The sequence below is a fragment of the Neisseria mucosa genome (assembly GCF_003044445.1).
Taxonomy (GTDB): domain Bacteria; phylum Pseudomonadota; class Gammaproteobacteria; order Burkholderiales; family Neisseriaceae; genus Neisseria; species Neisseria mucosa_A.
Genome location: NZ_POWX01000010.1, coordinates 54055 through 77980 on the forward strand (window position 1 = coordinate 54055; position 23926 = coordinate 77980).

Annotated in this window: 18 protein-coding genes and 1 pseudogene; 10 read left to right on the forward strand and 9 right to left on the reverse strand. The window is 50.7% G+C overall.

The window, feature by feature from the left end:
• Positions 1 to 10: 10 nt before the first annotated feature.
• Together ppsR and DBY90_RS07220 are read left to right on the forward strand one after the other, a co-directional pair.
• Entirely contained in the window at positions 11 to 832 is an 822-nt protein-coding gene (gene ppsR / locus DBY90_RS07215) for a posphoenolpyruvate synthetase regulatory kinase/phosphorylase PpsR (RefSeq protein ID WP_107986904.1), read from the forward strand.
• Positions 833 to 1062: 230 nt separating this feature from the next.
• Positions 1063 to 1902, forward strand: coding sequence for a DUF4198 domain-containing protein (locus DBY90_RS07220; RefSeq protein ID WP_070492177.1), 840 nt, complete (start codon positions 1063 to 1065; stop codon positions 1900 to 1902).
• Positions 1903 to 1971: 69 nt separating this feature from the next.
• Here the strand turns inward: DBY90_RS07220 and fghA are convergent, their stop codons facing one another.
• On the reverse strand, positions 1972 to 2820 hold the full coding sequence (gene fghA / locus DBY90_RS07225) for an S-formylglutathione hydrolase (RefSeq protein ID WP_070492174.1): 849 nt from the start codon (positions 2818 to 2820) through the stop codon (positions 1972 to 1974).
• Positions 2821 to 3269: 449 nt separating this feature from the next.
• Here fghA and DBY90_RS07230 point away from each other — a divergent pair, with 449 nt between their 5' ends.
• The 7 genes from DBY90_RS07230 (at position 3270) to DBY90_RS07265 (ending at position 12409) form a co-directional block, all read left to right on the forward strand.
• Positions 3270 to 4982, forward strand: coding sequence for a proline--tRNA ligase (locus DBY90_RS07230; RefSeq protein ID WP_107986906.1), 1713 nt, complete (start codon positions 3270 to 3272; stop codon positions 4980 to 4982).
• 305 nt (positions 4983 to 5287) lie between these two features.
• Positions 5288 to 6040, forward strand: a complete 753-nt coding sequence (locus DBY90_RS07240) for an AraC family transcriptional regulator (RefSeq protein ID WP_070492171.1) — start codon at positions 5288 to 5290, stop codon at positions 6038 to 6040.
• Between the two features lie 169 nt (positions 6041 to 6209).
• Positions 6210 to 7175, forward strand: coding sequence for a proline racemase family protein (locus tag DBY90_RS07245; protein WP_070492168.1), 966 nt, complete (start codon positions 6210 to 6212; stop codon positions 7173 to 7175).
• Entirely contained in the window at positions 7172 to 8425 is a 1254-nt protein-coding gene (locus DBY90_RS07250) for an NAD(P)/FAD-dependent oxidoreductase (RefSeq protein WP_070492163.1), read from the forward strand. The genes DBY90_RS07245 and DBY90_RS07250 overlap by 4 nt, the downstream gene beginning before the upstream one ends.
• 85 nt (positions 8426 to 8510) lie before the next feature.
• Positions 8511 to 9374 (forward strand): 4-hydroxy-tetrahydrodipicolinate synthase, encoded by an 864-nt coding sequence (gene dapA, locus DBY90_RS07255; RefSeq protein ID WP_070492160.1) that lies wholly within the window; start codon positions 8511 to 8513, stop codon positions 9372 to 9374.
• A gap of 11 nt (positions 9375 to 9385) precedes the next feature.
• Positions 9386 to 10855 carry an aldehyde dehydrogenase gene (locus DBY90_RS07260; RefSeq protein WP_070492157.1) on the forward strand — a complete coding sequence of 490 codons (1470 nt, stop codon included), beginning with the start codon at positions 9386 to 9388 and terminating at the stop codon, positions 10853 to 10855.
• 102 nt (positions 10856 to 10957) lie between these two features.
• Entirely contained in the window at positions 10958 to 12409 is a 1452-nt protein-coding gene (locus DBY90_RS07265) for an alanine/glycine:cation symporter family protein (RefSeq protein WP_070492154.1), read from the forward strand.
• Between the two features lie 321 nt (positions 12410 to 12730).
• Here DBY90_RS07265 and ubiT read toward each other — a convergent pair whose 3' ends face one another.
• The 7 genes and pseudogenes from ubiT to alaS all read right to left on the reverse strand — a co-directional run bounded on the left by ubiT (position 12731) and on the right by alaS (position 20950).
• Positions 12731 to 13171, reverse strand: coding sequence for a ubiquinone anaerobic biosynthesis accessory factor UbiT (gene ubiT, locus DBY90_RS07270; RefSeq protein ID WP_070492150.1), 441 nt, complete (start codon positions 13169 to 13171; stop codon positions 12731 to 12733).
• Positions 13158 to 14075 carry a U32 family peptidase gene (locus tag DBY90_RS07275; RefSeq protein ID WP_070492148.1) on the reverse strand — a complete coding sequence of 306 codons (918 nt, stop codon included), beginning with the start codon at positions 14073 to 14075 and terminating at the stop codon, positions 13158 to 13160. The genes ubiT and DBY90_RS07275 overlap by 14 nt, the downstream gene beginning before the upstream one ends.
• Before the next feature lie 12 nt (positions 14076 to 14087).
• Positions 14088 to 15095 carry a ubiquinone anaerobic biosynthesis protein UbiU gene (ubiU, locus tag DBY90_RS07280; protein ID WP_070492146.1) on the reverse strand — a complete coding sequence of 336 codons (1008 nt, stop codon included), beginning with the start codon at positions 15093 to 15095 and terminating at the stop codon, positions 14088 to 14090.
• Between the two features lie 313 nt (positions 15096 to 15408).
• A pseudogene (locus DBY90_RS12840) lies at positions 15409 to 15528 on the reverse strand (IS5/IS1182 family transposase); the annotation flags it as partial.
• Positions 15529 to 15643: 115 nt separating this feature from the next.
• Positions 15644 to 15880 (reverse strand): DUF6429 family protein, encoded by a 237-nt coding sequence (locus tag DBY90_RS07285; protein WP_003742120.1) that lies wholly within the window; start codon positions 15878 to 15880, stop codon positions 15644 to 15646.
• A gap of 658 nt (positions 15881 to 16538) precedes the next feature.
• Positions 16539 to 17969, reverse strand: coding sequence for a hypothetical protein (locus DBY90_RS07295; protein ID WP_107986910.1), 1431 nt, complete (start codon positions 17967 to 17969; stop codon positions 16539 to 16541).
• A gap of 86 nt (positions 17970 to 18055) precedes the next feature.
• Positions 18056 to 20950 (reverse strand): alanine--tRNA ligase, encoded by a 2895-nt coding sequence (gene alaS / locus DBY90_RS07300; RefSeq protein WP_107986912.1) that lies wholly within the window; start codon positions 20948 to 20950, stop codon positions 18056 to 18058.
• Positions 20951 to 21178: 228 nt separating this feature from the next.
• On the opposite strand from alaS, the gene DBY90_RS07305 reads away from it, so the two are divergent.
• Positions 21179 to 22309 (forward strand): polyamine ABC transporter substrate-binding protein, encoded by a 1131-nt coding sequence (locus DBY90_RS07305; RefSeq protein WP_107986914.1) that lies wholly within the window; start codon positions 21179 to 21181, stop codon positions 22307 to 22309.
• 71 nt (positions 22310 to 22380) lie between these two features.
• Here the strand turns inward: DBY90_RS07305 and DBY90_RS07310 are convergent, their stop codons facing one another.
• Positions 22381 to 23904 carry a phospholipase D family protein gene (locus DBY90_RS07310; protein WP_107986916.1) on the reverse strand — a complete coding sequence of 508 codons (1524 nt, stop codon included), beginning with the start codon at positions 23902 to 23904 and terminating at the stop codon, positions 22381 to 22383.
• Between the last annotated feature and the right edge of the window lie 22 nt (positions 23905 to 23926).

The window sequence follows — 23926 nt, forward strand, 5'->3', positions numbered from 1 at the left end:
GGATAACCGAATGACCGCTCCGCGCCATGTGTTTTATATTTCCGACCGTACCGGCTTGACCGCTGAAAATATCGGTGAGGCGCTGCTGAATCAGTTTGGCAGCGTCGAATTCAAACGCCACACCTACCCCTTTATCGACACGCCTGAAAAAGCGCGTGCCGTCGTTGAGAAAGTCAACCGCAATGCAGAAGAAAACGGTTTGCGCCCGATAGCCTTTGTCAGCGTCGTTGATGACGAAATCCGTGAAATAATTAAAAGGTCGAATGCTTTCCATATCAATTTCTTCGAAACTTTTCTCGGGCTTTTGGAAAAAGAACTCAATACTGAGGCGGTCGCCGCTACGCAAGGGCACCATGGTATCGTCAATACCCAGCGTTACGATGCGCGTATGGAGGCGGTCAATTTCTCGCTTAACCACGATGACGGTGTCAGCGATAAAAACCTCCAAGAGGCTGATGTAATATTGATGGGTGTGTCCCGTTCCGGTAAAACGCCGACCTGTCTTTATCTTGCCCTGCAATACGGTATCCGCGCTGCCAACTATCCCTTGATTCCCGATGATTTGGAATCTACCGACTTGCCGCGCATGGTTAAGCCTTATAAGGACAAACTGTTCGGTCTGACCATTCAGCCCGAGCGCCTGCAAGCCATCCGCAATGAGCGCCGCCCGAATTCGAATTATTCCAAAATCGATACCTGCCGCAGCGAAGTTGCCGATGCGCAAAATATGTTCAAACGCCATGGCGTTCCGTTTACCAATACGACGGATAAATCGGTGGAGGAACTCGCCGTCCATATCCTTCAAGCCTGCAAATTGAAACGGCGTTTTTGATGTTGCTTTAGAATATGAGATATGGACAAAAGGTCGTCTGAAAACCAATTTGGCGTTTTCAGACGACCTTTTATTTCCTATCGTTCATTCTAAATGGGTTTCTAGCCATTTATCACTATAAATAATCATCAATAGCATTTACATTTCAAAATAAAAAGAGTAAGGTTGCTCTGCTTTTCGGGTTTTCCGTTGGCTTTTGACCTGTAAACAATTGAATATGAGGAAGAAACATGAAAAAATTATGGATACTTGGCGCATTGGGCTTGAGCATGGCGGCGCAGGCGCATGATTTGTGGGTGTCGGCTCCGGTGCGTTTGGATTCGGGCAGTACGTTGAAAGCGGATTTGGGTTACAGCCATGATTTCCCGAATGTCGAAAAAATCGCCGACGACCGCGTGCACATTTTCAAACCGCTGCAATTGACGGACCAATCCGGAAAAACGGTCGATTTGACGAATAAAGGCGAAAATTACCAATATGTTTCCAAATCCCGCCTGAAAGACGGCTCGTATTGGGTCGGCGCGGTGTACAAACCGACGTTCTGGTCGCAAAACAGCGAAGGCTGGAAACAGAAAACCTTGAAAGACCTGCCCGGCGCGACTTATTGCGAACAGGCTCAGATGTTCGGCAAAGCGTTTTTGCAAGTGGGCAGCGCTGGTGTGGATGAAAACGTGTTGACCCGTCCGGTCGGTCATGAATTGGAACTGGTTCCGCTGAAAAATCCGAATGAAGTCAAGGTAGGCGGTCTGCTGCCGGTTAAAGTGCTTTATAAAGGCAAACCGTTGGCAAAAGCGACGGTAACGGCAAGCTCGGATACGCTGGCGGAAATGGATTTGGCGGCGACACACGACCACCGCGAGCCGCAAGGTTTCTCAGGGAAAACGGATAAAGACGGCGTCGTCAATGTGATTCCTTTGATTGAAGGTTTGTGGAAAATCAAAGCCGTCCATCAGGCAAACTATGCCGATAAAAGCGTTTGCCAAGAGGACAAGTCGTATGCAACGCTGATTATGCCCGTCGGAACGAAACGCGCGGCTGAACGGCATGAACACCACCATCATCAACACTAATTAAGTGTAAAAGATCAAAAAGGTCGTCTGAAAAAGTTTTCAGACGACCTTTCTTTATAGATGGCGGATTTACAAACCCAATGCGTCGGCGTGAAACTCGATATGCGAGTCGATAAAGCTGGCGATGAAGAAATAATCGTGTCCGTAGCCTGGGCGGACTTTGTATTGCACGTTGAAGCCGTTGGCGCGGGCGGCATTGACGAAGGCTTCGGGTTGCAGTTCGTCGGGGAACAGCGGATCGGTACCGCCTTGGTCGATGAATATCGGCAGCTTGCGTGAGGTCGTCTGAACGAGCGATGTGCTGTCGTAAGCCTGCCAAGCCTCCGATTCCGCGCCCAGATAGGCGGCAAACGCCTGCTTTCCGCCTCGGCTGGCGGTCGGGTGGCACAAAGGGGCGAACGCGGAAACGGCGGCATAGCAGTCGGGATTTTTCAGGGCGATGGAAAGCGCGCCGTGTCCGCCCATGCTGAAACCCGCGATGCTGCGTTCTTGAGTGGCGGGGAAATGCCGTTCCACCCAATCGGGCAATTCGCGGCTGATATGGTTGTACATTTGATAATGCGCCGCCCACGGCCGTTCGGTCGCATCGAGGTAAAATCCCGCGCCTTGTCCGATAAATTCGTTCGCGCTGTCGCTGATATGGCTGCCGCGCGGCGAGGTGTCGGGGAAAACGACGATGATGTTCCATTGCGCGGCAAAACGCTGGATGCCGGTTTGGCGTATCAGTTCCGAGCCGTCGCCGTGCAACCCCGACAAGAAATACAAGACCGGCGCGGGATAGCCTTTCAATACTTGCGGCGGCAGGTAAATGCCGAAAGTCATGTCGGTTTGGCAGGTTTCGGAAAAGCAGCGGTATTGCTCTTGATGACCGTTGAACATTTTGGCGTGGGAAAGCAGGTGTAATTCGTGTGCGGACATAGATAGGATGGCGTGAAAACAGTGAAGGCATCATCTTAACAGAAAGACCGCATTACGGGCTTTTAAAAACCTATCGAACGGTATGGTTTCAGGCGACACCAATCTATACACAAACTCTGTGGATAAGTTTGTTGATAAGCTTTGGGTAATCGGAATTTTTGCTTTTGGAACAACCCAAGCCTTTCGGTGCTTAAAAAATAGTCAAATAAAATACAATAAAATCAATTGGTTATAAAAATAAAAAATTTCAAAGCCTTTATGGAAAAAATTTATAAGCAAAACAAGCCAATGCGGGATTGTGTATAAAAAGTGATTGACACGCCCGATAAATGTCAAATGGATTGACTCAAAAAGAAAGGCGGCGGCTGTTCCCGCATAGGGAAAAACTTCAATCCCCCTGCCTTTCGCGTTACAATACGCGCTTACTTTTTTACACAGAAAAACACACCATGAAAGCCAGCCAATTTTTCATTTCCACCCTGAAAGAAGCCCCTGCCGAAGCCGCGCTTGCCAGCCACAAGCTGATGATTCGCGCCGGTCTGATTAAAGCCAACGCGTCCGGCCTTTATACTTGGATGCCGATGGGGCTGCGCGTGTTGCGCAAGGTTGAGAACGTCGTGCGCGAAGAAATGGCGCGCGCGGGCAGCGTGGAGTTGTTGATGCCGGTGGTGCAGCCTGCCGAGCTGTGGCAGGAATCCGGCCGCTGGGAATTTTACGGTAAAGAACTGCTGCGCCTGAAAGACCGTCATGACCGCGATTTCTGCATGGGCCCGACCTGCGAGGAAGTCATCGCCGACATCGTGCGCAAAGAAATCAACAGCTACAAACAACTGCCGAAAAACTTTTACCACATCCAAACCAAATTCCGCGACGAAGTGCGCCCGCGCTTCGGCGTGATGCGCGCGCGCGAGTTCGTCATGAAAGACGCTTATTCCTTCCATGCCGACTACGCCTCGCTTCAGACGACCTATGATGCCATGTACGACGCTTACTGCCGCATTTTCACCCGTCTGGGCTTGGAATTCCGCCCCGTCGCCGCAGACACCGGCAGTATCGGCGGTACCGGTTCGCACGAGTTTCAAGTGTTGGCGGAAAGCGGCGAAGATGTCATTGCGTACAGCGACACTTCCGATTACGCCGCCAATATCGAGCTGGCACCGACCTTGCCGCTCAAAGGCGAACGTGCGGCTGCTCAGGTAGAGCTGGCCAAAGTACACACGCCGAACGTTAAAACCATTGATTCATTGGTTGATTTCCTCAGCATTCCGATTGAAAAAACACTGAAATCCATCGTGGTCGAAGGCAAAAACGAAGGCGAAATCGTCTTATTGCTGTTGCGCGGCGACCATGAGTTTAACGACATCAAAGCCGAAAAACTCGCAGGCGTGAAATCGCCGCTGACCATGGCAGACCCTGCCGCCATCCGTGCGCAGTTCGGCGCAAACGGCGGCTCGCTCGGCCCTGTTGGCTTCACTGGCAAAATCTATGCCGATTTCGCCACCGAAAAAGGCGCAGACTGGGTTATCGGTGCGAACGAAGACGACTACCACTATACCGGCTTCAACTTCGGCCGCGACGCTGCCGAGCCTGAGTTTGTCGATTTGCGCAACGTCGTCGAAGGCGACGAAAGCCCCGACGGACAAGGTCGTCTGAAACTGGCGCGCGGCATTGAAGTCGGACACGTCTTCCAGTTGCGCGACAAATACACCCAAGCCATGAACGTAAGCTTCCTCGACAACAACGGCAAATCGCAAATCATGGAAATGGGCTGCTACGGCATCGGCATCACCCGCGTCGTTGCCGCCGCCATCGAGCAGAACAACGACGAAAAAGGCATCATCTGGACCAAAGCAATGGCGCCGTTTGAAGTCGTTATCGTACCGATGAACTACAAAAAATCAGACGCCGTGCGCGAAGCTGCTGACAAAATCTACGCCGAACTGCTGGTGGCAGGCGCAGACGTCCTCCTCGACGACCGCGACGAACGCGCAGGCGTACTGCTGAACGACTCCGAGCTTCTCGGCATCCCGCACCGCATCGTCATCGGCGACCGCGCCTTGAAAGAAGGCAATGTCGAATACGCCGAACGCCGCGACAATCAGGCAGAAACCGTAAGCCTGAATGAAATCGCCGGCAAAGTATTGGCTGCATTGAAAGACTGATGACGGTTTAAGCCGAATGCAGATGAAAGAAGGTCGTCTGAAAACTGGAAACAGGTTTCAGACGACCTTTTTATTTTGAAATCAAAATCAGTAGTAAAAATTAGGAAAACACATGATTATTTAGTCAAGTATGTTTTTACCGCCTCTGCTATTTTTGTGAAAAAGATGGGCGGCGCTACTAATGAATTTGAAAATTCAAGCTGGACGGCAGCTTTGGCTTCGCGTATGTTCAAAGTGTATTTAGATGTATACCTGCAATGATTCGAGATATTTTATTATTGTAACTTTCACGGATACCAACAACCATGCCTTTCATCCCTCTCCCTCTTTCAGTTTGTCCGGAAAATGTGGATGACCTTATCCGCAGTCTGAACATGTTTGCACCTGTATTGCAAGTGTTGCCCAGTACAGTGTTTTTTGTAAAAAACACGAAAGCGGAGTATGTCTATGCCAACGATACCCTACTGCATCGTTTGCATTTACCGGATATGGCGGCTTTGATCGGAAAAACATCTGAAAACCTGTTTCAGTCTGAATGGGGACAGAGTTATACGCAACAGGACAAGGAAGTACTGAGTAATGGAAAAATCATCAGTAACAGGCTGGAGCTGCATACGTATGCTTCCGGCGAACTGGGCTGGTGTATCACGCATAAAATGCCGGTGCGCAATCCTTTGGGAGAAATTATTGCCATGCTCGGCGTGTCGGTCGATGTGGAGACCAATGACAGCAACCGCCCCGAGTTGAATAAAAAAATCGCGTTGCTTGAAAAATACATCGCCGGCCATTTCGACCAAAGCATCAAGATGAAAGACCTGGAAGCCGTTTCGCGCCTTTCTACTGCCCAAATCGAGCGTTATTTCAAAAAGATTTTCCACATCACACCTTCGCAATACATCCAAAAAGTGCGCATCGAAGCGGCGATGGCAATGCTGGAAACGGGCTTGTCGGTAACGGAAATTTCCGCCCGCTGCGGCTATTCCGATCACAGTGCATTCACTCGGCAGTTTAAGGCTTTGGTGGGCTTGGCGCCGTCTGAATTTAAGAAATCAAGATAACGGCGAAGTGTAGAAATGCCTGTCTGAAAATAGTGTTTCAGACAGGCATTTCTGTTTTGGTTTTGCTTGAGTATGCACATTTCTGCACAAAAAACGGGAAATTCATCAAGACGACGGCCGCGGCAGTTTTGTAAGGTTAACGGAAGTTTTTTAGCGATAGGATTTTGCTATGCCGAATACCGAATACACTTTTTCCGTGATTGATTCCCACACCGGCGGCGAGCCGACCCGTGTGGTGTATGGCGGATTCCCCGAGCTTTCCGGCAAGAGCCTGCAAGAACAGTGTGCCGATTTTGCCAATCGTTTCGACCATTTGCGCTGCGCTTTGATTTTGGAGCCGCGCGGTTCGGAAGTTTTGGTCGGGGCGTTGTTGTGTAAGCCGCAAGACCCTGCTTCTGCGGCCGGCGTGATTTTCTTCAACAACAGCGGCTATCTAGGCATGTGCGGCCACGGCACCATCGGTTTGATTAAAACACTTCAACATCTTAAACGTATTGATGTCGGCACGCACACCATCGAGACGCCGGTAGGCAATGTGCGCTGCACGCTGCATGAAGACGGCTCGGTGAGCGTGCGCAACGTGCCGTCTTACCGTTACCGTAAAGACGTGTCGCTTGACGTTGAGGGCATCGGCAGCATCACCGGCGATATTGCTTGGGGCGGCAACTGGTTTTTCTTGGTGAACAACCACGGCTGCACCATCGCGCCCGACAATCTGGAGCAGCTGACCGATGTTTCATGGCGCATCCGCACCGCACTGAACGCGCAGGGCATCACCGGCAAAGACGGGCAGGAAATCGACCACATCGAGCTTTTCGGCAAAACCGATACGGCAAACAGCAGCAGCTTCGTGCTTTGCCCCGGCAAAGCCTACGACCGCTCACCTTGCGGCACAGGCACCAGTGCGAAGATGGCCTGTTTGGCTGCAGACGGCGTGTGGCCACCTGAAAAAGAGTGGGTGCAGGAAAGCGTAATCGGCAGCCGCTTTGCTGCTTCTTATGAAAGACTTTCAGACGACCTGTATCCGGAGCGTCTGATCATACCGACCATCAAAGGGGAGGCACACATTCATGCGGCATCAGAGATTTTTGTAAACGCGGATGATCCTTTCCGCTACGGAATCGAAACATCATGAACAGCCAAATTTTTTCTGCAGCCGTGGTTGGCGGCGGCATCGTCGGCTTGAGTATCGCACTGGAATTGCAGCGCTGTGGTGAAAGCGTACTGTTGTTGGAACGCGATACTGTTTGCAGCGGCGCGTCTTACGGCAATGCCGGACATATCGCCACCGAGCAGGTGTTCCCGATTGTATCACCCGATGTGCTCAAGCAGCTGCCGAAAATGTTGCTCGACCCGCTCGGCCCGTTGAGACTGGACTGGAAATACCTGCCGAAAATCACACCGTGGTTGTTCAACCTGCTGCGCAATCTCACACCCGAACGTTTCCAACGTAGCCACCGCGCACTGATGGCACTCAATAGCCATGCTTTGCCTGCATGGCGCGCATTTGCACAGGAATGGGGCGTGGAGCGGCATATTTGCATCGACGGCTCGCTGTTGGTTTGCGAAACCAAAAGTGGGCAGGCGGCGTTGCAAAAGCACGGCAGGGCGTTAAATGAATTGGGCGTAGTCAACGAATGGCTCGACCAATCCAGCCTACACGAGCGCGAACCGGCTCTGGCCGATACGCAACTCGGCGCACTGTTTTACCCTGATACCGGACATGTGGTTGATTTGGCGGGCATGGCGGCGGATTTGCAGCACGCTTTCGTGCAGGCAGGCGGCACGACAAGTGAAAATACCGACGTTTCCGACATCCAATTATTTTCAGACGACCTGTTCCGCATCAGCAGCGGCGGAAAAGCGTTTGAAGCCAAGCGCGTAGTGATTGCTGCGGGAGCGTTTTCCAAGCCGTGGCTGAAAAATCTGTGCGGCAGCGACATTCCGCTTGATACGGAACGCGGTTACCACCTGATGCTGCCTCAGAGCCAAAATATTTTGAACGTGCCTGTGAGCAGCTTCGAGCGCAAATTCATCATGACGCCCATGAACGCTGGCTTGCGCCTGGCCGGTACAGTGGAGTTTGCCGGGCTGGATGCGCCGCCGAATATGGAACGGGCGGAACAGCTCTTTCGCTTGGCAGAACCTATGCTCAAAGGTCGTCTGAACCGGCAAGACGCCGTGACGTGGATGGGGTTCCGTCCTTCGATTGCCGATTCTTTGCCGGTAATCGACCGCAAAGAAAACATTTTGCTGGCGTTCGGGCACCAGCATTTGGGACTGACTCAAGCGCCGTTGACCGCAAAACTGGTGAAAGCCCTGTATTTCGGCGAACAGCCTGCAATCGATTTAAGTCCTTACCGTTTTAATCGTTTCGCCAGCTAGGGCGTGTCATATTCGGATCAAGTCCGAATATTGACGGATGTAGTTTTTTAAAATGATTCACTATTCATCTCAAGAGGAGAAACATATGAATATCGAAGGTATTTTAGTTCCCATCGTTACCCCGTTTACCGCCGACAATCAAGTGGACACCGTGTTGCTTGCCGAGTTGGTGGACGCGTTTATTGCTAAAGGCGTGCGCGGCATCGTAGCCTGCGGTACCACAGGCGAGTATTACGCTTTGTCGGAAGCCGAGCGCGAAACCGTATTGAACACCATCGTGAAGACTGCTGCCGGCCGCTGTACGCTGATTGCCGGTGTCAGCGATATGTCGAGCGAAGTAGCTGCGCAACGTGCCATCCGCGCTAAAGAATTAGGCTACGACGGCCTGATGCTGTCGGCGCCGCCATACAGCCTGCCATCGCAACAAGGCATCATCGAACATTTTGAATATGTGGCGTCTAAAACCGACTTGCCGATTATTCTCTACAACTTCCCTGCGCGCATCGGTGTAGAACTCGAAGTCGATACGGTGGCGCATTTGGCGAAGCATCCCAACATCGTCGGCATCAAAGAAAGCACCGGCAATTTCTCCAATGCGCTGCGTATGATTCAGGCGAAATTCGATAATTTCCAAGTGGTGTGCGGCTGCGACGACCAACCTTTGGATTTCTTCTTCTGGGGCGTAAAAAGCTGGATTGCCGGCGCGGCCAACGTTTTTCCCGGCGAGCAGGTTGCCCTGTTTAACGCCGCCCAAGCCCAAGATTGGGACAAAGCACGCCAGATTCTGACCGACCTCTATCCCGCCCTGCATTCAATGGAATCGGGCAACTACAACCAAAAAGCCAAAATCGGCTGCTTAAACGGCACCAAACCCGCCGGCAAAGTGCGCCTGCCGCTGCATAACCTGACCGCGCAGGAAGCCGCTGAATTTGCGGCTTTGTTGAAATAAAGGAGACCAGTATGAAAACCGTTGAACAAATCTTCGAGGCCGCCAAAGCAGGCAACCTGTGGGCGGGACATTTGATTCCTAACCATGCCGATTCAGGCAAAAAGCTGGAAAACCGCACACCCATCGACAATTCCCTCATCGGCTACATCGCTGACGGAAGCGAACAGGATATAGATGCCGCCGTGCGTGCCGCGCGTTCTGCGTTTTCAGACAACCTTTGGGCAGGCAAAAGCCCATCTGAAAAACGTGCCGTACTGCTGCGTTGGGCGCAGTTGATTGAAGAACACGCCGAAGAGCTCGCTGCGTTGGACTGTATCGACGCGGGCAAGCCCATCAGCGAGTGCATCAACACCGATATGCCCGCCACCATTGAGACCTTTTATTTCTACGCTGAATATGTGGATAAAGCCTTCGGCCGCGTCGCCCCCTCGGGCAACGACGTGCTGGGTTTGATTGTGCATGAGCCGGTCGGCGTGGTCGGCGTAGTGTTGCCATGGAACTTCCCCGCGCAGATGTTTGCATGGAAAGTGGCACCTGCTTTGGCGGCTGGCAATTCGGTGATTGTAAAACCTGCCGAACTGACTTCGCTGAGCGCCTACCGCATAGTGCAGCTGGCGCATGAAGCGGGCGTGCCTGAAGCAGCGCTGACGCTGGTGTGCGGATTGGGCGAAACGGTCGGCAAAGCTTTGGGCATGCATCAAGATGTGGACATGGTGGCCTTTACCGGATCGACCGAAGTCGGCCGCTATTTCTTGGAATATTCGGCGCAAAGCAACCTGAAAGAAATCGTCTTGGAATGTGGCGGTAAAAGCCCGCAAATCGTGTTTGCCGATGCGGATATAGACAAAGCGGTACCGTCGATTTTAGCCGCCGCTTTCTGGAATATGGGCGAAAACTGCAGCTGCGGTTCGCGCCTGATTGTGGAAGCAAGTATCAAAGATGCCCTGCTGGCCAAACTTTCAGACGACCTCAAGCAGGGCTGGAAAGTCGGCGATCCACGCCTGCCTGAAACCAACCTCGGCCCGATGGTGGAAGAAGCTCATTTTGATAAGGTGTGCCGTTATTTCGATACCGCCCTGAAAGAGGGCGGCAAACTGATCACCGGCGGCAAAACCGGCGACGGCTGGTATTTCGAGCCGGCGATTATCGACGGTGTAACTGCTGATATGACTGTGTTTAAAGAAGAAATATTCGGCCCGGTGCTGGCAGTAACCACATTCAGCAGCGAAGAAGAAGCCGTCCGTTTGGCGAACCAATCGGATTACGGACTGGCCGCTTCGTTCTACACATCCAATGTAAGCCGCGCCCACCGTGTTGCCCGCAAAGTTCAGGCAGGTACGGTATCGGTAAACGGTTTCTCGGAAGGCAGTATTGCCACACCGTTCGGCGGCTACAAACAATCCGGCTTCGGCGGTCGCGACAAAGGAGTGGAAGCGTTTGAGCAATACACGCAGGCAAAAACCATTTGGTTTATGGAATAACACAAAATAAAGCTCAGGTCGTCTGAAACTGACAGCTCTTACCAAGCCAAACCTTTTTTCGGACGACCTTAGATAACAACATAAAACCGCAAAGGAGAAGAGATGGAAAAGATCGTCAGTACGCTGGTGGATTATATCTGGGGCAACGGCTTGGTTTACCTGGCTTTGGCCGTCGGTCTGTATTTCACCGTTATTACTAAAGGAGTGCAATTCCGCTATTTGCCCGAAATGATCCGCCTGCTGAAAGAAAAGCAGGAATCAGGTGCGGGGATTTCTTCGTTTCAGGCATTCTGTATGTCGCTTTCGGGGCGTATTGGTGTCGGCAATATCGCCGGCGTAGCGACCGCCATTGCCGCGGGCGGTCCCGGCTCTGTATTTTGGATGATTGTGATGGCGCTGTTGGGCGGCGCCAGCGCGTTTGTAGAATCGACTTTGGCTCAGATCTATAAAGTCAAAGTCGGCACTGAATATCGCGGCGGCTCTCCTTACTACATCGAGCGCGGCTTAAAACTGAAAGCCTTTGCCGTGCTAGTAGCTGTAGTGATTTTCCTGAGCTACGGCGTGTTGGTGCCGGGCATTCAGGCCAATACTATTGCCACCTCGTTTGAAAACGCCTTCGCACTGCCTGCATGGAGCACCGGTGCTGCAGTTTCCATGATATTGGCGTTTCTGATTTTCGGCGGCACCAAACGCATCGCCCGTGCCGCCGACAGTATCATTCCGCTGATGGCTGTGGGTTATGTCGGTCTGATGTTGATTGTATTGGTAAACCACGCCTCAAAAATTCCCGAAACTTTAAACCTGATTATAGGTAGCGCATTTGGCACAGACGCGGTATTTGGCGGAATTGTAGGCAGCGCGATTTCCTGGGGTGTACGACGTGCCGTGTTCTCTAATGTAGCCGGTGCGGGCGAAGCGACGTTCAGCTCGGCTGCCGCTGAAGTAAGCCATCCCGTGAAACAAGGTTTGGTGCAAGGCTTTTCGGTGTATATCGATACCGTGATTGTCTGTACCTCGACTGCTATCATGATTCTGATTACCGGTATGTATAACGTACATCCGGCCGGCATGGAAACGCCGCTGGTTGAAAATATTCCCGGCGTGGAAGCCGGCTCTGCTTACACGCAGGCTGCGTTGGGTACCGTGTTCGGCGATTTCGGCGGCGCATTTGTGGCAGTCGGTATCTTCTTCTTCGCCTTCACCTGCCTGCTGGCTTATTACTACATCGCCGAAACTGCGCTGCTTTATCTCGACCAAAAGCTGAAATACCCGATACTCAGTATGATTCTGCGGGTGGTGTTTTTAGTGGTGGTGTTTATCGGTAGCGTGCAGTCCGCCAGCCTGATGTGGGGCTTGGGTGATATAGGCTTCGGCAGTATGTGTTATCTCAACCTGATTGCTATCGTATTTCTCAGCAAACCCGCCTTACGTGCGCTGCATGATTACGACCGCCAGAAAAAAGCCGGCCTTGATCCGGTGTTCGACCCACGTCAAGCGGGAGTTGAGAATGCCGAATTTTGGATAGAATATATGCAACAACATGATAAGCATTAAGTTTGCTCCGTTACGATAGATGAGTAAAGTAGCTGGAAGATCTGGATTTTAAGTGCAACATCTAATTTAATTGAGCAAACTCATTTAAGAAGTACCTCATTTGGTGCCGGATAACACAACGGTTATGTGGGTGTGTTGTTCGGCACTACTGTATATGGTGTACCAGGACATGTCTAAATTTGCCTGAAATCCTTCCCTTTCAAAAAATACTGTCAAAGCGGCTCATTGGTATTTTCATTTGATTCCTGCTCCCACTAACGTGCACTAGACTTCCGGCTTAGAAAATCTTTGCACTTAAAATCCAAATGTGGAACCCTGCGTTCAGTCAGACAACTGCCGCTTCAAAAACCAATCTCCGAACGGCCAGTCCACGCTGTCGAGCAGGTTTTTGGTAATCAGCCCAAGCTCGGTATCGCCTTCGATTTGCAGTTTGCGGTTGAAAAACAAGGTATCCGGGTCTTCCTCGCGCAGCATCATGCGCATAAAGTCGATGCCGTTGGCGGCAAGGCGCAAATCGGGCGTGCCGAAGAAATCCGCATCAATGAATTTTTCGGCATTGGCGGTGAAACGCACCTTGAGGCCCGCGTCGAGTACGTCGATTTCGAAGGTGCGTCCGTCAAACAGGCTCATGTCGGCGGGCAGCAATCCACGTTTGAGCATGGTGTTGAGGGTAAAAACCAAAGCAAAACGCGGTGGTCTGCCCGGTAATTTTCCGCCGATTTTTCCCGCCCATGCGGGCAATACGATTTCAGGCAACGCCATAATATTCCTCCTTCACGGCTTCGATACCCGGCTGGCCGTGCCAATAGCCGTCCACCAGCGTGCCGGTGGTCAATCTTTCCAATTCGGGCAGCGCATCCGCCAGTGCGATTTTGCCGTCCAATACATCGCGGTGGATACGGACGATTTCCACCATGCCGTGCATTTGCGGCGACAGGCGTAGCATGTTCACACCGATTTGCCGCAAATCCTCATGGTGCGGCAGCAGGTTTTGGCAGCCGTAAGACATGGTTTGGATGCCGTTGATGGTTAAAAACGGCTTGCCCTCGCGGGTGTTCATGTCCATGCCTTGCTCGTAATCCAAGCAGCGGAATTCGCAGCCGTCTTTGTTCAGGTTGTAATGCCGTGCGGTAAAGCAGCGTGAAGAGTACGCCAAAGGCATTTTGCCCCAAGCAAACAATTCCGTTTCAATGTCGTCTGAAGCCTTGATGATTTCAGCAACTTTGTCGCGGCTCAACTCAGACGGCGCAATCCAGCGGTATGCGCCCAGTTTCTGAAACAGCGCCAGCGTGCTTTCGTTGTAAATATTCAGGCTGGCGCCGGCGACAAACGGAATGCCGTGTTCGTGCGCCAATTTGACCGCGCCCATATCGTTGGCTTCGACTTTGAATTTGTCCTGCCCCGTGATTTTGCGCAGGCGTTTCAAATCGGATTCGCTTTCCAGCAGCACCTGCGACGACAAAATAATCTCTTTGCCGCTTTCCGCCAAATCTTCCGCCAGGCTGACCCAGTCGGCAAAACGCATTTTCTGGCGGCGCGAACACACCACTTCGCCCAGATAAATGGTATCCACCGGCGCATCCAGCATGGCAGCGTAAAATTCCAGCAGCGCTTCCTTCTGCCAGAAAAACAAAACCGGCCCCAGCGATAGTTTCATCGGGTTCATTTTCCCTCCCCCTTATTTCCACGGACGGCTGTATGCGCCCAAAGTCGTCTGATGCCCTTCCGAAACCTTGCTCAGCGCGTTGTTCCACACCGGATTAACTTTGAAATGAGCCGGATCGGCCGCGGCAGCGTCCAAAGCCTGCCGCAGCGATTTGGTAACCTGCGCCGTGTACATCGGGCTGCGCTGGCGGCCTTCGATTTTGATGGCGGACACACCGATTTTGATGAGTTTGGGCAGCATTTCCAAAACGTTCAGGCTGGTCGGCTCTTCCAGCGCGTAATAGGTTTCGTCATTGACTTCAAAACGGCCTTTGCACAGGGTCGGATAACCGGCCGGTTCGTCCGGTTTGTATTGGTCGATTAACACTTGGTTCAGCCGCACATTCATACGGTCGGGCAACTGCTCCCAGCGCACCGCCTTCGCCGGCGAACACACGCCCTGCATATTCGGCGATTCGCCCGTCGCATAGCTCGACAAAATGCAGCGTCCTTCCACCATCACACACAAACTGCCGAAACCGAACACTTCGATTTCCACATCCGTATTGTCAATCACATGTTTAACCTGATCGACCGTCAAAACGCGCGGCAGCACGGCACGGCGGATGCCGAACAGCTCCTTCATCATATTGATGGCTTCATAATTGGTCGCCGAACCCTGCACCGACATGTGCAGCCTCAAATCAGGATGACGCTCGGCGGCATAAGCCATAATCGCAGGGTCGGCGACGATTATCGCGTCCGCCCCCAATTGCACCGCCGTATCGACAGCCCGATGCCACTGCTCGATTTGCCCCACCTGGGCAAAAGTATTGATGGCCATCAACACATTACGGCCGCGCGCATGGGCGTAAGCCACCCCTTCCTGCGCCGACTTCATATCGAAATTCAGTCCCGGAAAATTGCGCGCATTCGTCGCATCTTTCAGCCCCATGTACACCGTGTCCGCGCCATTGTCCACCGCCGTCTTTAAAGCGGGCAGATTACCGGCGGGACAAACCAACTCAGGAATTTTCGGCATTTTGCGTTCCTCGACTCTTGTAGTTTGTTATTCGAAAATCAATATCTAGTATGATTTCGGGTATTTTAGAGATTTGGACACAAGATATTATGATTTAAATCAATTGTGAAATCAGGTTTGGATAACGTATGTTTTAGTTAACATAATTTAACTATGTTAAATATCAAGTTAATCAGCGGGTTATCTTTTCTAGCTTGATAATATGAGATTAGTTATTATCTATTAAATTTATAGATTTTTACAATAAAAGGTCGTCTGAAATCTGTTTCAGACGACCTTTATCTAGGCGGGAGGCAGGCGGCTGCTTGCTTTATAGTGGATTAAATTTAAACCAGTACGGCGTTGCCTCGCCTTGCCGTACTATTTGTACTGTCTGCGGCTTCATCGCCTTGTCCTGATTTAAATTTAATCCACTATACGTTTGCCGATTCAGTAATAACAAAAACCTCGGGTGTGCATTGCACATACCCTATTCACCGGTTTTGTTTTCTTGTAATTTATGGCTAGGGCGGAATAGTTGGGCACGCAGTTAGCGGGAGCAGGCTTTGCTACAAATCCGATTCCCCGCCAAACATCTCTTCTGCCAAGGCTTTGGCTTTTTCCAAACCTTCGGGGGTGAGATAGGCGGATTTGGCTTTGCCCCAAGGCTGGCTGATTAGGCCTTGTTCGTGCAGGCTATTGAGCAGGTCAAAATCGTAGCCTTTCCAAAAACGGCCGTCTTCAAATTCCAATGCGCCGATTAGGGCAAGCAGGGCGTTTTCCATTTTTTGGCGGTTATAGGACATAGATTGGAGCTTTCTTGATTTGGATTGATGGGGGGGATGTGGAAGGATGCCGTGCCGATTCGGTAACGGCAGCACCCGCGTGCGTGCGTACCGCACACACCCTACACCTTAATCTTAAGGTTTGCATCGCCCGCAGGTAGGGTGTGTGGCGTAGCCACGCACACGGTTTGTGGGAATGCAGGCTACGGCTTGCTGGATGATGTACAGTATAAAAATATTGCGCGGTTTTTCCAATCATCGTGAAAAGCAGCCTGCATTTCAATTTTTGAAAGTGCAGGCTGCTTTTGATAGAAAGGTCGTCTGAAAATTATTTTTCAGACGACCTTTGATATTGAGTTTTGTTGGGTCATGACCCAAGCTACGTTTGCTGCCGGCTGTATTACGGCATGGTTTGAAATCATTCGGTAGCAACAAAAACCGCGTGCGTGCGTACCGCACACACCCTACACCTCAATCTTAAGGTTTACGTCGCCCGCAGTGGTAGGGTGTGTGGTCTAGCCACGCACGCGGTTGACAGGGGTGCGGGCTACGGCTTGCTGATGCAGACGGTAATGCTTTGAAACAGGAAGCACTGTTTTTTACGGTTGAGAAGGAATAATTAGCTTTAATATTAAAGATTCAAATAAAAGGGCGTGTGTGAATTACGCCCTTTGAAAATTTATTTAAAAATTTGATTTGCTACATCTCGTGAGAAATTTTTACCTGCACGATAATCGCTACTTGTTTTAGAAATGGTTGCACTGTATCTGCCATCATTAGAAAAAACAAATTTATGATGTTTCCCTTCATCTGAATGTTCAAACCCTAAATTTTTTAACTCCTCTAAAGTCTTAGGAGTCATTTTTTGATAATCATTCATAATACGTTTAAGTCTATCTTGTTTTATGATTCGAAGATCTTTTTTTTCATCTAATTTATTATGATTAAATAAGTCATACAATATATGATATTTTCTAGAATTCTCTTTTGTGTTATTTTCTAAAGTATACTTTAAAGCATCTACTACAAAACTTCGGATTTCATAATCGTATAAATCTTGTTCGTTTCCATAGTTTAAGACTCCTTGGGAACGACTAAAATTAGTAGAATTTAATCTTCGATTCTCTGCTTCTAGCTTTGCAATTTCTTTATTTGCCTCTTCTAGTCTTTCTTCTTTGATTCTTAATTCATCATCAAATGCATTAATATATTCTTCCACATTTACATCAGTAGAATTTTTTCTTAATTGATCAATTCTTTGTTTTGAAATACATTCTTTTAAATATAACCAATTGCATTGTGTTGTCTGTCTTTTGTTTAGTAATGCTTGAATAATATCTTCTTGAATATTACGTTCCAGCTTATTCGGTGTATTAATAGAATCAGTAAGGAAATATGATTTTCGCCCATTTTGAGGCCAGTAAACGCCAATTGTACCATTAAATACATTTTTAGCATTTGAGAGGCTTCTTAATTTCATAGAGAATTTACGGCTTGGTTCTACAATTACATGCGCATTTCCAGAAAGATTTTTAGCAATTTTTTTGTAATCTATTAGATGTTGATTTAATTCAGGATCATAGCTAATGTAGACAATAGGTAAAATATTTTCTGCTGCATCTTGAATCAATGCTGCAGCAATTTCTTCTTCACCTTCTTTTAAAAGAATTGCTTTATCTGAGACAGGAATTTGTCCATCCATGCCTCCACTATATTCTTTTAGAATTTGTTTAATAATATATGGCTTTTTAGCATTAGGTATTTGTAAGGAGGCTTGAGATAGTTCGCAACTTAATTGAATATTAATAAAATGTTGGTTATGATTTTTAGACGAAACAATAGTTGTCACCCAAGTAGTATTATCTTCGTCTTGTTTTGAGAATCTAATCCCCCCAATTGAAGAAGATATATTTGGAAAATTTGCATATCCAAATTCTACTTTTTCATTTCCTTTTTCAATAATTTCATCAGTTTTGTCAAGTAGTCCATTAAAGTCATCTTTTGATAAGGTGTAATGCTTGCTACCAATAATCCAATCGCACGCTAATTGCAAAATTTTTTTTACTTCTAAATTATTAGGTAGTGGAAATTCAAAAGAGTGAATTAGCATATGTATTCCTTTATTATTAAGAAAATATTACAATGCCAATCAAATGTTAATTTTTGATTGGCATATTTAAAATTCATTAATTTAGATTAAATGAGTTTTTCATTTACCCAATTTTCGATGCTTACCAGCATTTCAGGCAATTTGTCGGCATCTGTGCCACCGGCTTGCGCCAAGTCAGGACGGCCACCGCCTTTGCCGCCGACTTGTTCGGCTGCAAATTTGACCAAGTCGCCGGCTTTCACTTTATTTGTCAGCGGTTTGGATACGCCGGCGCACAGGGAGACTTTGCCGTCGTTTACTGCTGCCAAAAGAATCACGGCGTTGTCAGATTTGCCGGTCAAGTCGGTAACGATTTCGCGCAGGGCGGCTGCGTCGGCTTCGATTTGGGCGGCGACGAGTTTGGCTGTGCCCAAGTCTTTGGCGTTGTCCAGGAGTTTGGCGCCTGCGTGGACGGCGAGTTCGGCTTTGGCTTTTGCCAACTCTTTTTCCAAGGCTTTGGCGTTTGCGGCGTTGGCTTGGATTTTTGCGAGGACGTCTTTTTCGGTTTGGGCTTTGACTTCGGCGATGATGTTTTTCATCAGACTTTCTTGGTTTTGCGCCCATGCCAGTGCGGCAAGGCCGGTGATGGCTTCTACGCGGCGGATGCCTGCGGCGATGCCGCCTTCGCTGATGATTTTGAAGAAGCCGATGTCGCCGGTGCGGGCGACGTGGGTGCCGCCGCACAGTTCGGTGGAGTAGTCGCCCATGGTGATGACGCGGACAAAGTCGCCGTATTTTTCGCCGAAGAGCATCATGGCTCCGGATTTTTGCGCATCTTCAATGGACATGGTTTCCACTTTGACGGGCACGTTGGCGATAATCGCAGCATTGACGCGGCGTTCGACTTCGGCGATTTCTTCCGCGCTGATGCCTTGCGGGTGGGAGATGTCGAAGCGGGTCAGCTCGGCGTTTTGCAGGCTGCCTTTTTGTTCGACGTGTGTGCCCAAAACATCGCGCAGGGCTTTGTGCATCAGGTGGGTAACGCTGTGGTTGCGCATGATGCTGTCGCGGATGTCGTTGTCGATTTCGGCGGATACGGCATCACCGACTTTCAGACGACCTGAAACGACTGCGCCGAATTGTCCGTGTACGGCGGCTTTGATTTTCTGCGTGTCTTCGACGCGGAAACGGTTTTCACCTGCAAAGATAAAGCCTACGTCGCCGACTTGGCCGCCGCTTTCGGCGTAGAACGGGGTTTGTTCCAAAACAACCACGCCTGCTTCGCCTGCTTGCAGTTCGTCCACGGCTTCGCTGCCTTTGTATAAGGCGATGATTTTGGTGTCTTGGCTGCGTTTTTCGTAGCCGGTGAACTCGGTGTCTGCGCCTGTGTAGTCCAGTTGCGCGTTGGCTTTGAAGTTTTGTGCGGCGCGGGCGCGGGCGCGTTGGGCTTCCATTTCGCGGTTGAAGCCTTCTTCGTCCAAGTCGATACCCAATTCGCGCGCCATGTCGGCGGTCAGGTCGTAGGGGAAGCCGTAGGTGTCGTAGAGTTTGAAGATATGTTCGCCACCGATAACGAGTTTGCTGTTGGCAATGTTGTCCATCAAATAGGCATTCAAGGCTTCGGCAAACGGTTTTTCCGCGTCGGGAATATGGGCGGTTTCCAAAGCAGCCTGCAAATCGATATACATGCCTTCGTTCAGGCTACCTGAAACTTGGGGACGGATAACGATTTGCTTTTTGCCTGAAGCAGCACGGGAGGCGGCGGTGAATTCCACACCCTCTGCGGTTTTCAATGCCAGTGGTTTGCCCACACCATCTTGCGGCAGCAGGCTTTCCAGTTTCAGGAATTTCATGCCGTTGAACACTTGGTTGAACAAGCCCATGCCTTTTTCCAGCGTTTCGCCGAAGCGGGTTTCTTCCGCGCGCAGGGCTTCCATAATCTGCGTCTGCTTCTCTTTCAACTCGGGATACGCTTCGCCCATCGCTTTCACCAAGTCAGGCACGAGTTTGTAGAAAAACGCCTGTTTCTGACCGAGTTTGTAACCGTGGCGCACGGCGCGGCGGATGATGCGGCGCAGTACATAGCCGCGGCCTTCGTTGGAAGGCAATACGCCGTCGGCAATCAGGAAGGAGCAGGAGCGGATATGGTCGGCAATCACTTTCAGGCTCGGTTCGTCCATGCTGAACGGCGCGCCGGTTTCGCGGGCAACAGCTTTGAGCAGGTCTTGGAACAGGTCGATTTCGTAGTTGCTGTGGACGTGCTGCATCACGGCCGCCATGCGCTCCAAGCCCATGCCGGTATCGACGGACGGTTTGGGCAGAGGGTTCATATTGCCTTGCTCGTCGCGGTTAAACTGCATGAACACGCAGTTCCAAATTTCAATCCAGCGGTCGCCGTCTTCTTCAGGGCTGCCCGGAATGCCGCCCCAAATTTCTTCGCCATGATCGTAGAAAATTTCGGAGCACGGGCCGCAGGGGCCGGTGTCACCCATCTGCCAGAAGTTGTCGGACGCGTATTTCGCGCCTTTGTTGTCGCCGATGCGGACGATGCGCTCGGCAGGCATACCGATTTCGCTCAGCCAGATGTTGTAGGCTTCGTCGTCTTCGGCATACACGGTCGCCAAGAGTTTTTCTTTGGGGATGTTCAGCCATTCGGGGGAGGTGAGAAACTCCCAAGCGAAGTGGATGGCGTCGCGTTTGAAGTAGTCGCCGAAGGAGAAGTTGCCCATCATTTCAAAGAAGGTGTGGTGGCGGGCGGTGTAGCCGACGTTTTCCAAGTCGTTGTGTTTGCCGCCGGCGCGTACACATTTTTGCGCGGTGGTGGCGCGGTTGTATGGGCGTTTGTCGAAGCCGAGGAATACGTCTTTAAACTGGTTCATACCGGCGTTGGTAAACAGCAGCGTCGGGTCGTCGTGCGGCACGAGCGAAGAGGATCGGACGATGGTGTGGCCTTTGGATTCGAAGAATTTTAGGAATTTTTGGCGTAGTTCGGAGGTTTTCATGATGTTTCGATGTCTCTACTAAAAAGGTTTCAGACGACCTTCCCGGCCGTATGTAATTGTGAAAAGAAAATGGGTGCTATATTACCGCAAAACCTTGTTTCTAGCTATTGAATCAGGGACTTTCAGACGACCTTCGGACTATCGCCCCAATGGAAATTGCTATCAGATAGTGCGTGCCTGATTTATAATCCCTTACTTTCCCTTCCACCCGATATGCAAGGAATGATAATGACCAAACATCTGCCACTCATCGCCCTAGCCGCCGTCATGCTCGCCGCCTGCGGAGGTTCGGATAAAAATACCTCCGACAAAGCGGAGCAGGCGGGAAACCAAAATGTATTGAGGATTTACAACTGGTCGGAATACGTCGATCCCGAAACCGTCGCCGATTTTGAAAAGAAAAACGGTATCAAGGTAACTTACGACGTGTACGACAGCGATGAGACGCTGGAAAGTAAAGTATTGACCGGAAAATCAGGCTACGACATCGTCGGACCATCCAATACCTTCGTCGGCAGGCAGATTAAGGCGGGGGCTTATCAAAAAATCGACAAATCCCTGATTCCCAACTATAAAAACCTCAATCCCGAATTGATGAAACTGATGGAAGGCGTTGACCCGACCCACGAATACGCCGTTCCGTTTTACTGGGGAACCAATACCTTCGCCATCAATACCGAGCGCGTGAAAAAAGCCTTAGGCACGGACAAACTGCCGGACAACCAATGGGATTTGGTGTTCAACCCCGAATACACATCCAAGCTGAAACAATGCGGCATCAGCTACTTGGACAGCGCGGCGGAAATCTATCCTATGGTATTGAACTACATGGGTAAAAACCCCAACAGCAACGATACCGAAGACATCAAAGCAGCAACCGAGCTGCTCAAGAAAAACCGTCCCAACATCAAACGCTTTACCTCGTCCGGCTTCATCGACGACTTGGCGCGCGGCGACACCTGCGTCACCATCGGCTTCGGCGGCGACTTAAACATTGCCAGACGGCGCGCCGAAGAAGCGGGCGGCAAAGAAAAAATCCGCGTCATGATGCCCAAAGAAGGCGTGGGGATTTGGGTGGACTCCTTCGTCATTCCGAAAGATGCGAAGAACGTCGCCAACGCCCACAAATACATCAACGACTTTCTCGACCCCGAAGTCGCCGCGAAAAACGGCAATTTCGTTACCTACGCCCCTTCCAGCAAACCCGCACGCGAACTGATGGAAGCGGAGTTCAGGGACGACCGCACCATCTTCCCGAGCGAAGAAGATTTGAAAAACAGCTTCATCATGGTTCCTATCCAGCCCACCATTTTGAAATTCATGGTCCGCCAATGGCAGGGCGTAAAAGCCGGCAAATAACTTGATACGGATAGATTAAAGGTCGTCTGAAAACTTGAAATACAGGTTTCAGACGACCTTTTGTTCGGGTTTTACAGCAATCCTTCTATCGGCAGGATGGAGAGGATTTTGGAGGTAACGCGTTTCCAGAATTTGGCTTCCGGTTCGGTGGAATAGGTTTTTTGAGTGGCGGGGTCGTACCAGTGCAGTTTGTTGTATTTGTCGAGGGTGACCTGATAGGCGTATTTCGGGGTGGTATTGACGAGGGTGCGCTGCATTTCGCCTGCGATTTGGGGGCTTTCGAGGACGACGCCCATTTCGGTGTTGAGTCTGGCGGAGCGCGGGTCGAGGTTGAATGAGCCGATGAACACGCGCTTTTCGTCCACGATGAAGGTCTTGGCGTGCAGGCTGGTGGCGGAGCTGCCGGTCAAACCGCGGTCTTTGGTGGTGGGGACGGCATGGTTGGGTTGCAGCTCGTAGAGTTTGACACCGGCTTTGAGCAGGGGTTTGCGGTATTTGACGTAGCCTGAGTGGACGGCGGCTACATCGGTTGCTTGGAGCGAGTTGGTCAGGACGGTGACGTCCACGCCGTCTTTAACGAGTTGGTCAAGCGCGCGCACGCCTGATTTGGTGGGAACGAAATAGGGCGAAACGAGATAAACGCTTTTTTCGGGCGTTTTCAGGGCGTCCTGCATGCGGTCAAAAATGGGCGGTTTGTGGCGGTCGCGGTCCAGCCCTTTGGCAGGATCGTCGCTGATCAGGCGGGTATGGACGCTTTGCCAGTCTATGCTGTTGCTCTGCATTTTTTTGTAGAGTTCGGAATTTTCGATGTTGCTGCGGTAACGGCCGAGGGTTTCGTTTTTGTCTTTGTCGTTGTAACCCAGCTCTTGGAAGCCTTTTTCTATATCGCCTTTTTTGATGATGCTGGTGGCGGTGTAGGAGGAATGGCTTGCCCAATAGCGGTCGAAGTCTTGGGAAACTTCGGGCACGACGCGGCCGGTGGCAAGAATGTCGAGGTCGGCAAAGATGGTGTCTTCGCCGACTTTGAAATATTCGTCGCCGATATTGCGCCCGCCGAGGATGGTGGCGCGGTTGTCGGCGGTAAAGGATTTGTTGTGCATCCGGCGGTTGAGGCGCGGGAAGTCTGTTAAATAACCCAGTGCACGCCATTTGCGGCGGACGAAGGGGTTGAACAGGCGGATTTCGATATTGGGATGGCTGTCGAGGGCGAGCAGGACGTTGTCCAGCCCGTTAGTGTTGTTGTCGTCAAGCAGCAGGCGCACGCGCACGCCGCGTTCGGCGGCACGGTGGATAAGGTTGAACATGAGCTTGCCGGAGATGTCGTTGTGCCAGATGTAGTATTGGAGGTCTAGGGTATGGTCGGCGGCTTCAATCAGAGCGGCGCGGGCGACGAAGGCTTCGTGTGCGTCGTTGAGCAGATAGACATTGGAAATATCGCCGCTGGTTTTGCTAGAGGTGGTGTTGAGCAGGGCATCCATGCGTGGGGCGGAATGGATGCCTAGATAGTGGCTTTCAGGGCGCTCTTCCAGTGAGGGGAGACCGGCGCAACCTGTCAGAAAAACCGGAAGCATAAGGATGAGATGGATTTTTTTCATTCTTGAGGGTGTTTCAGACGAC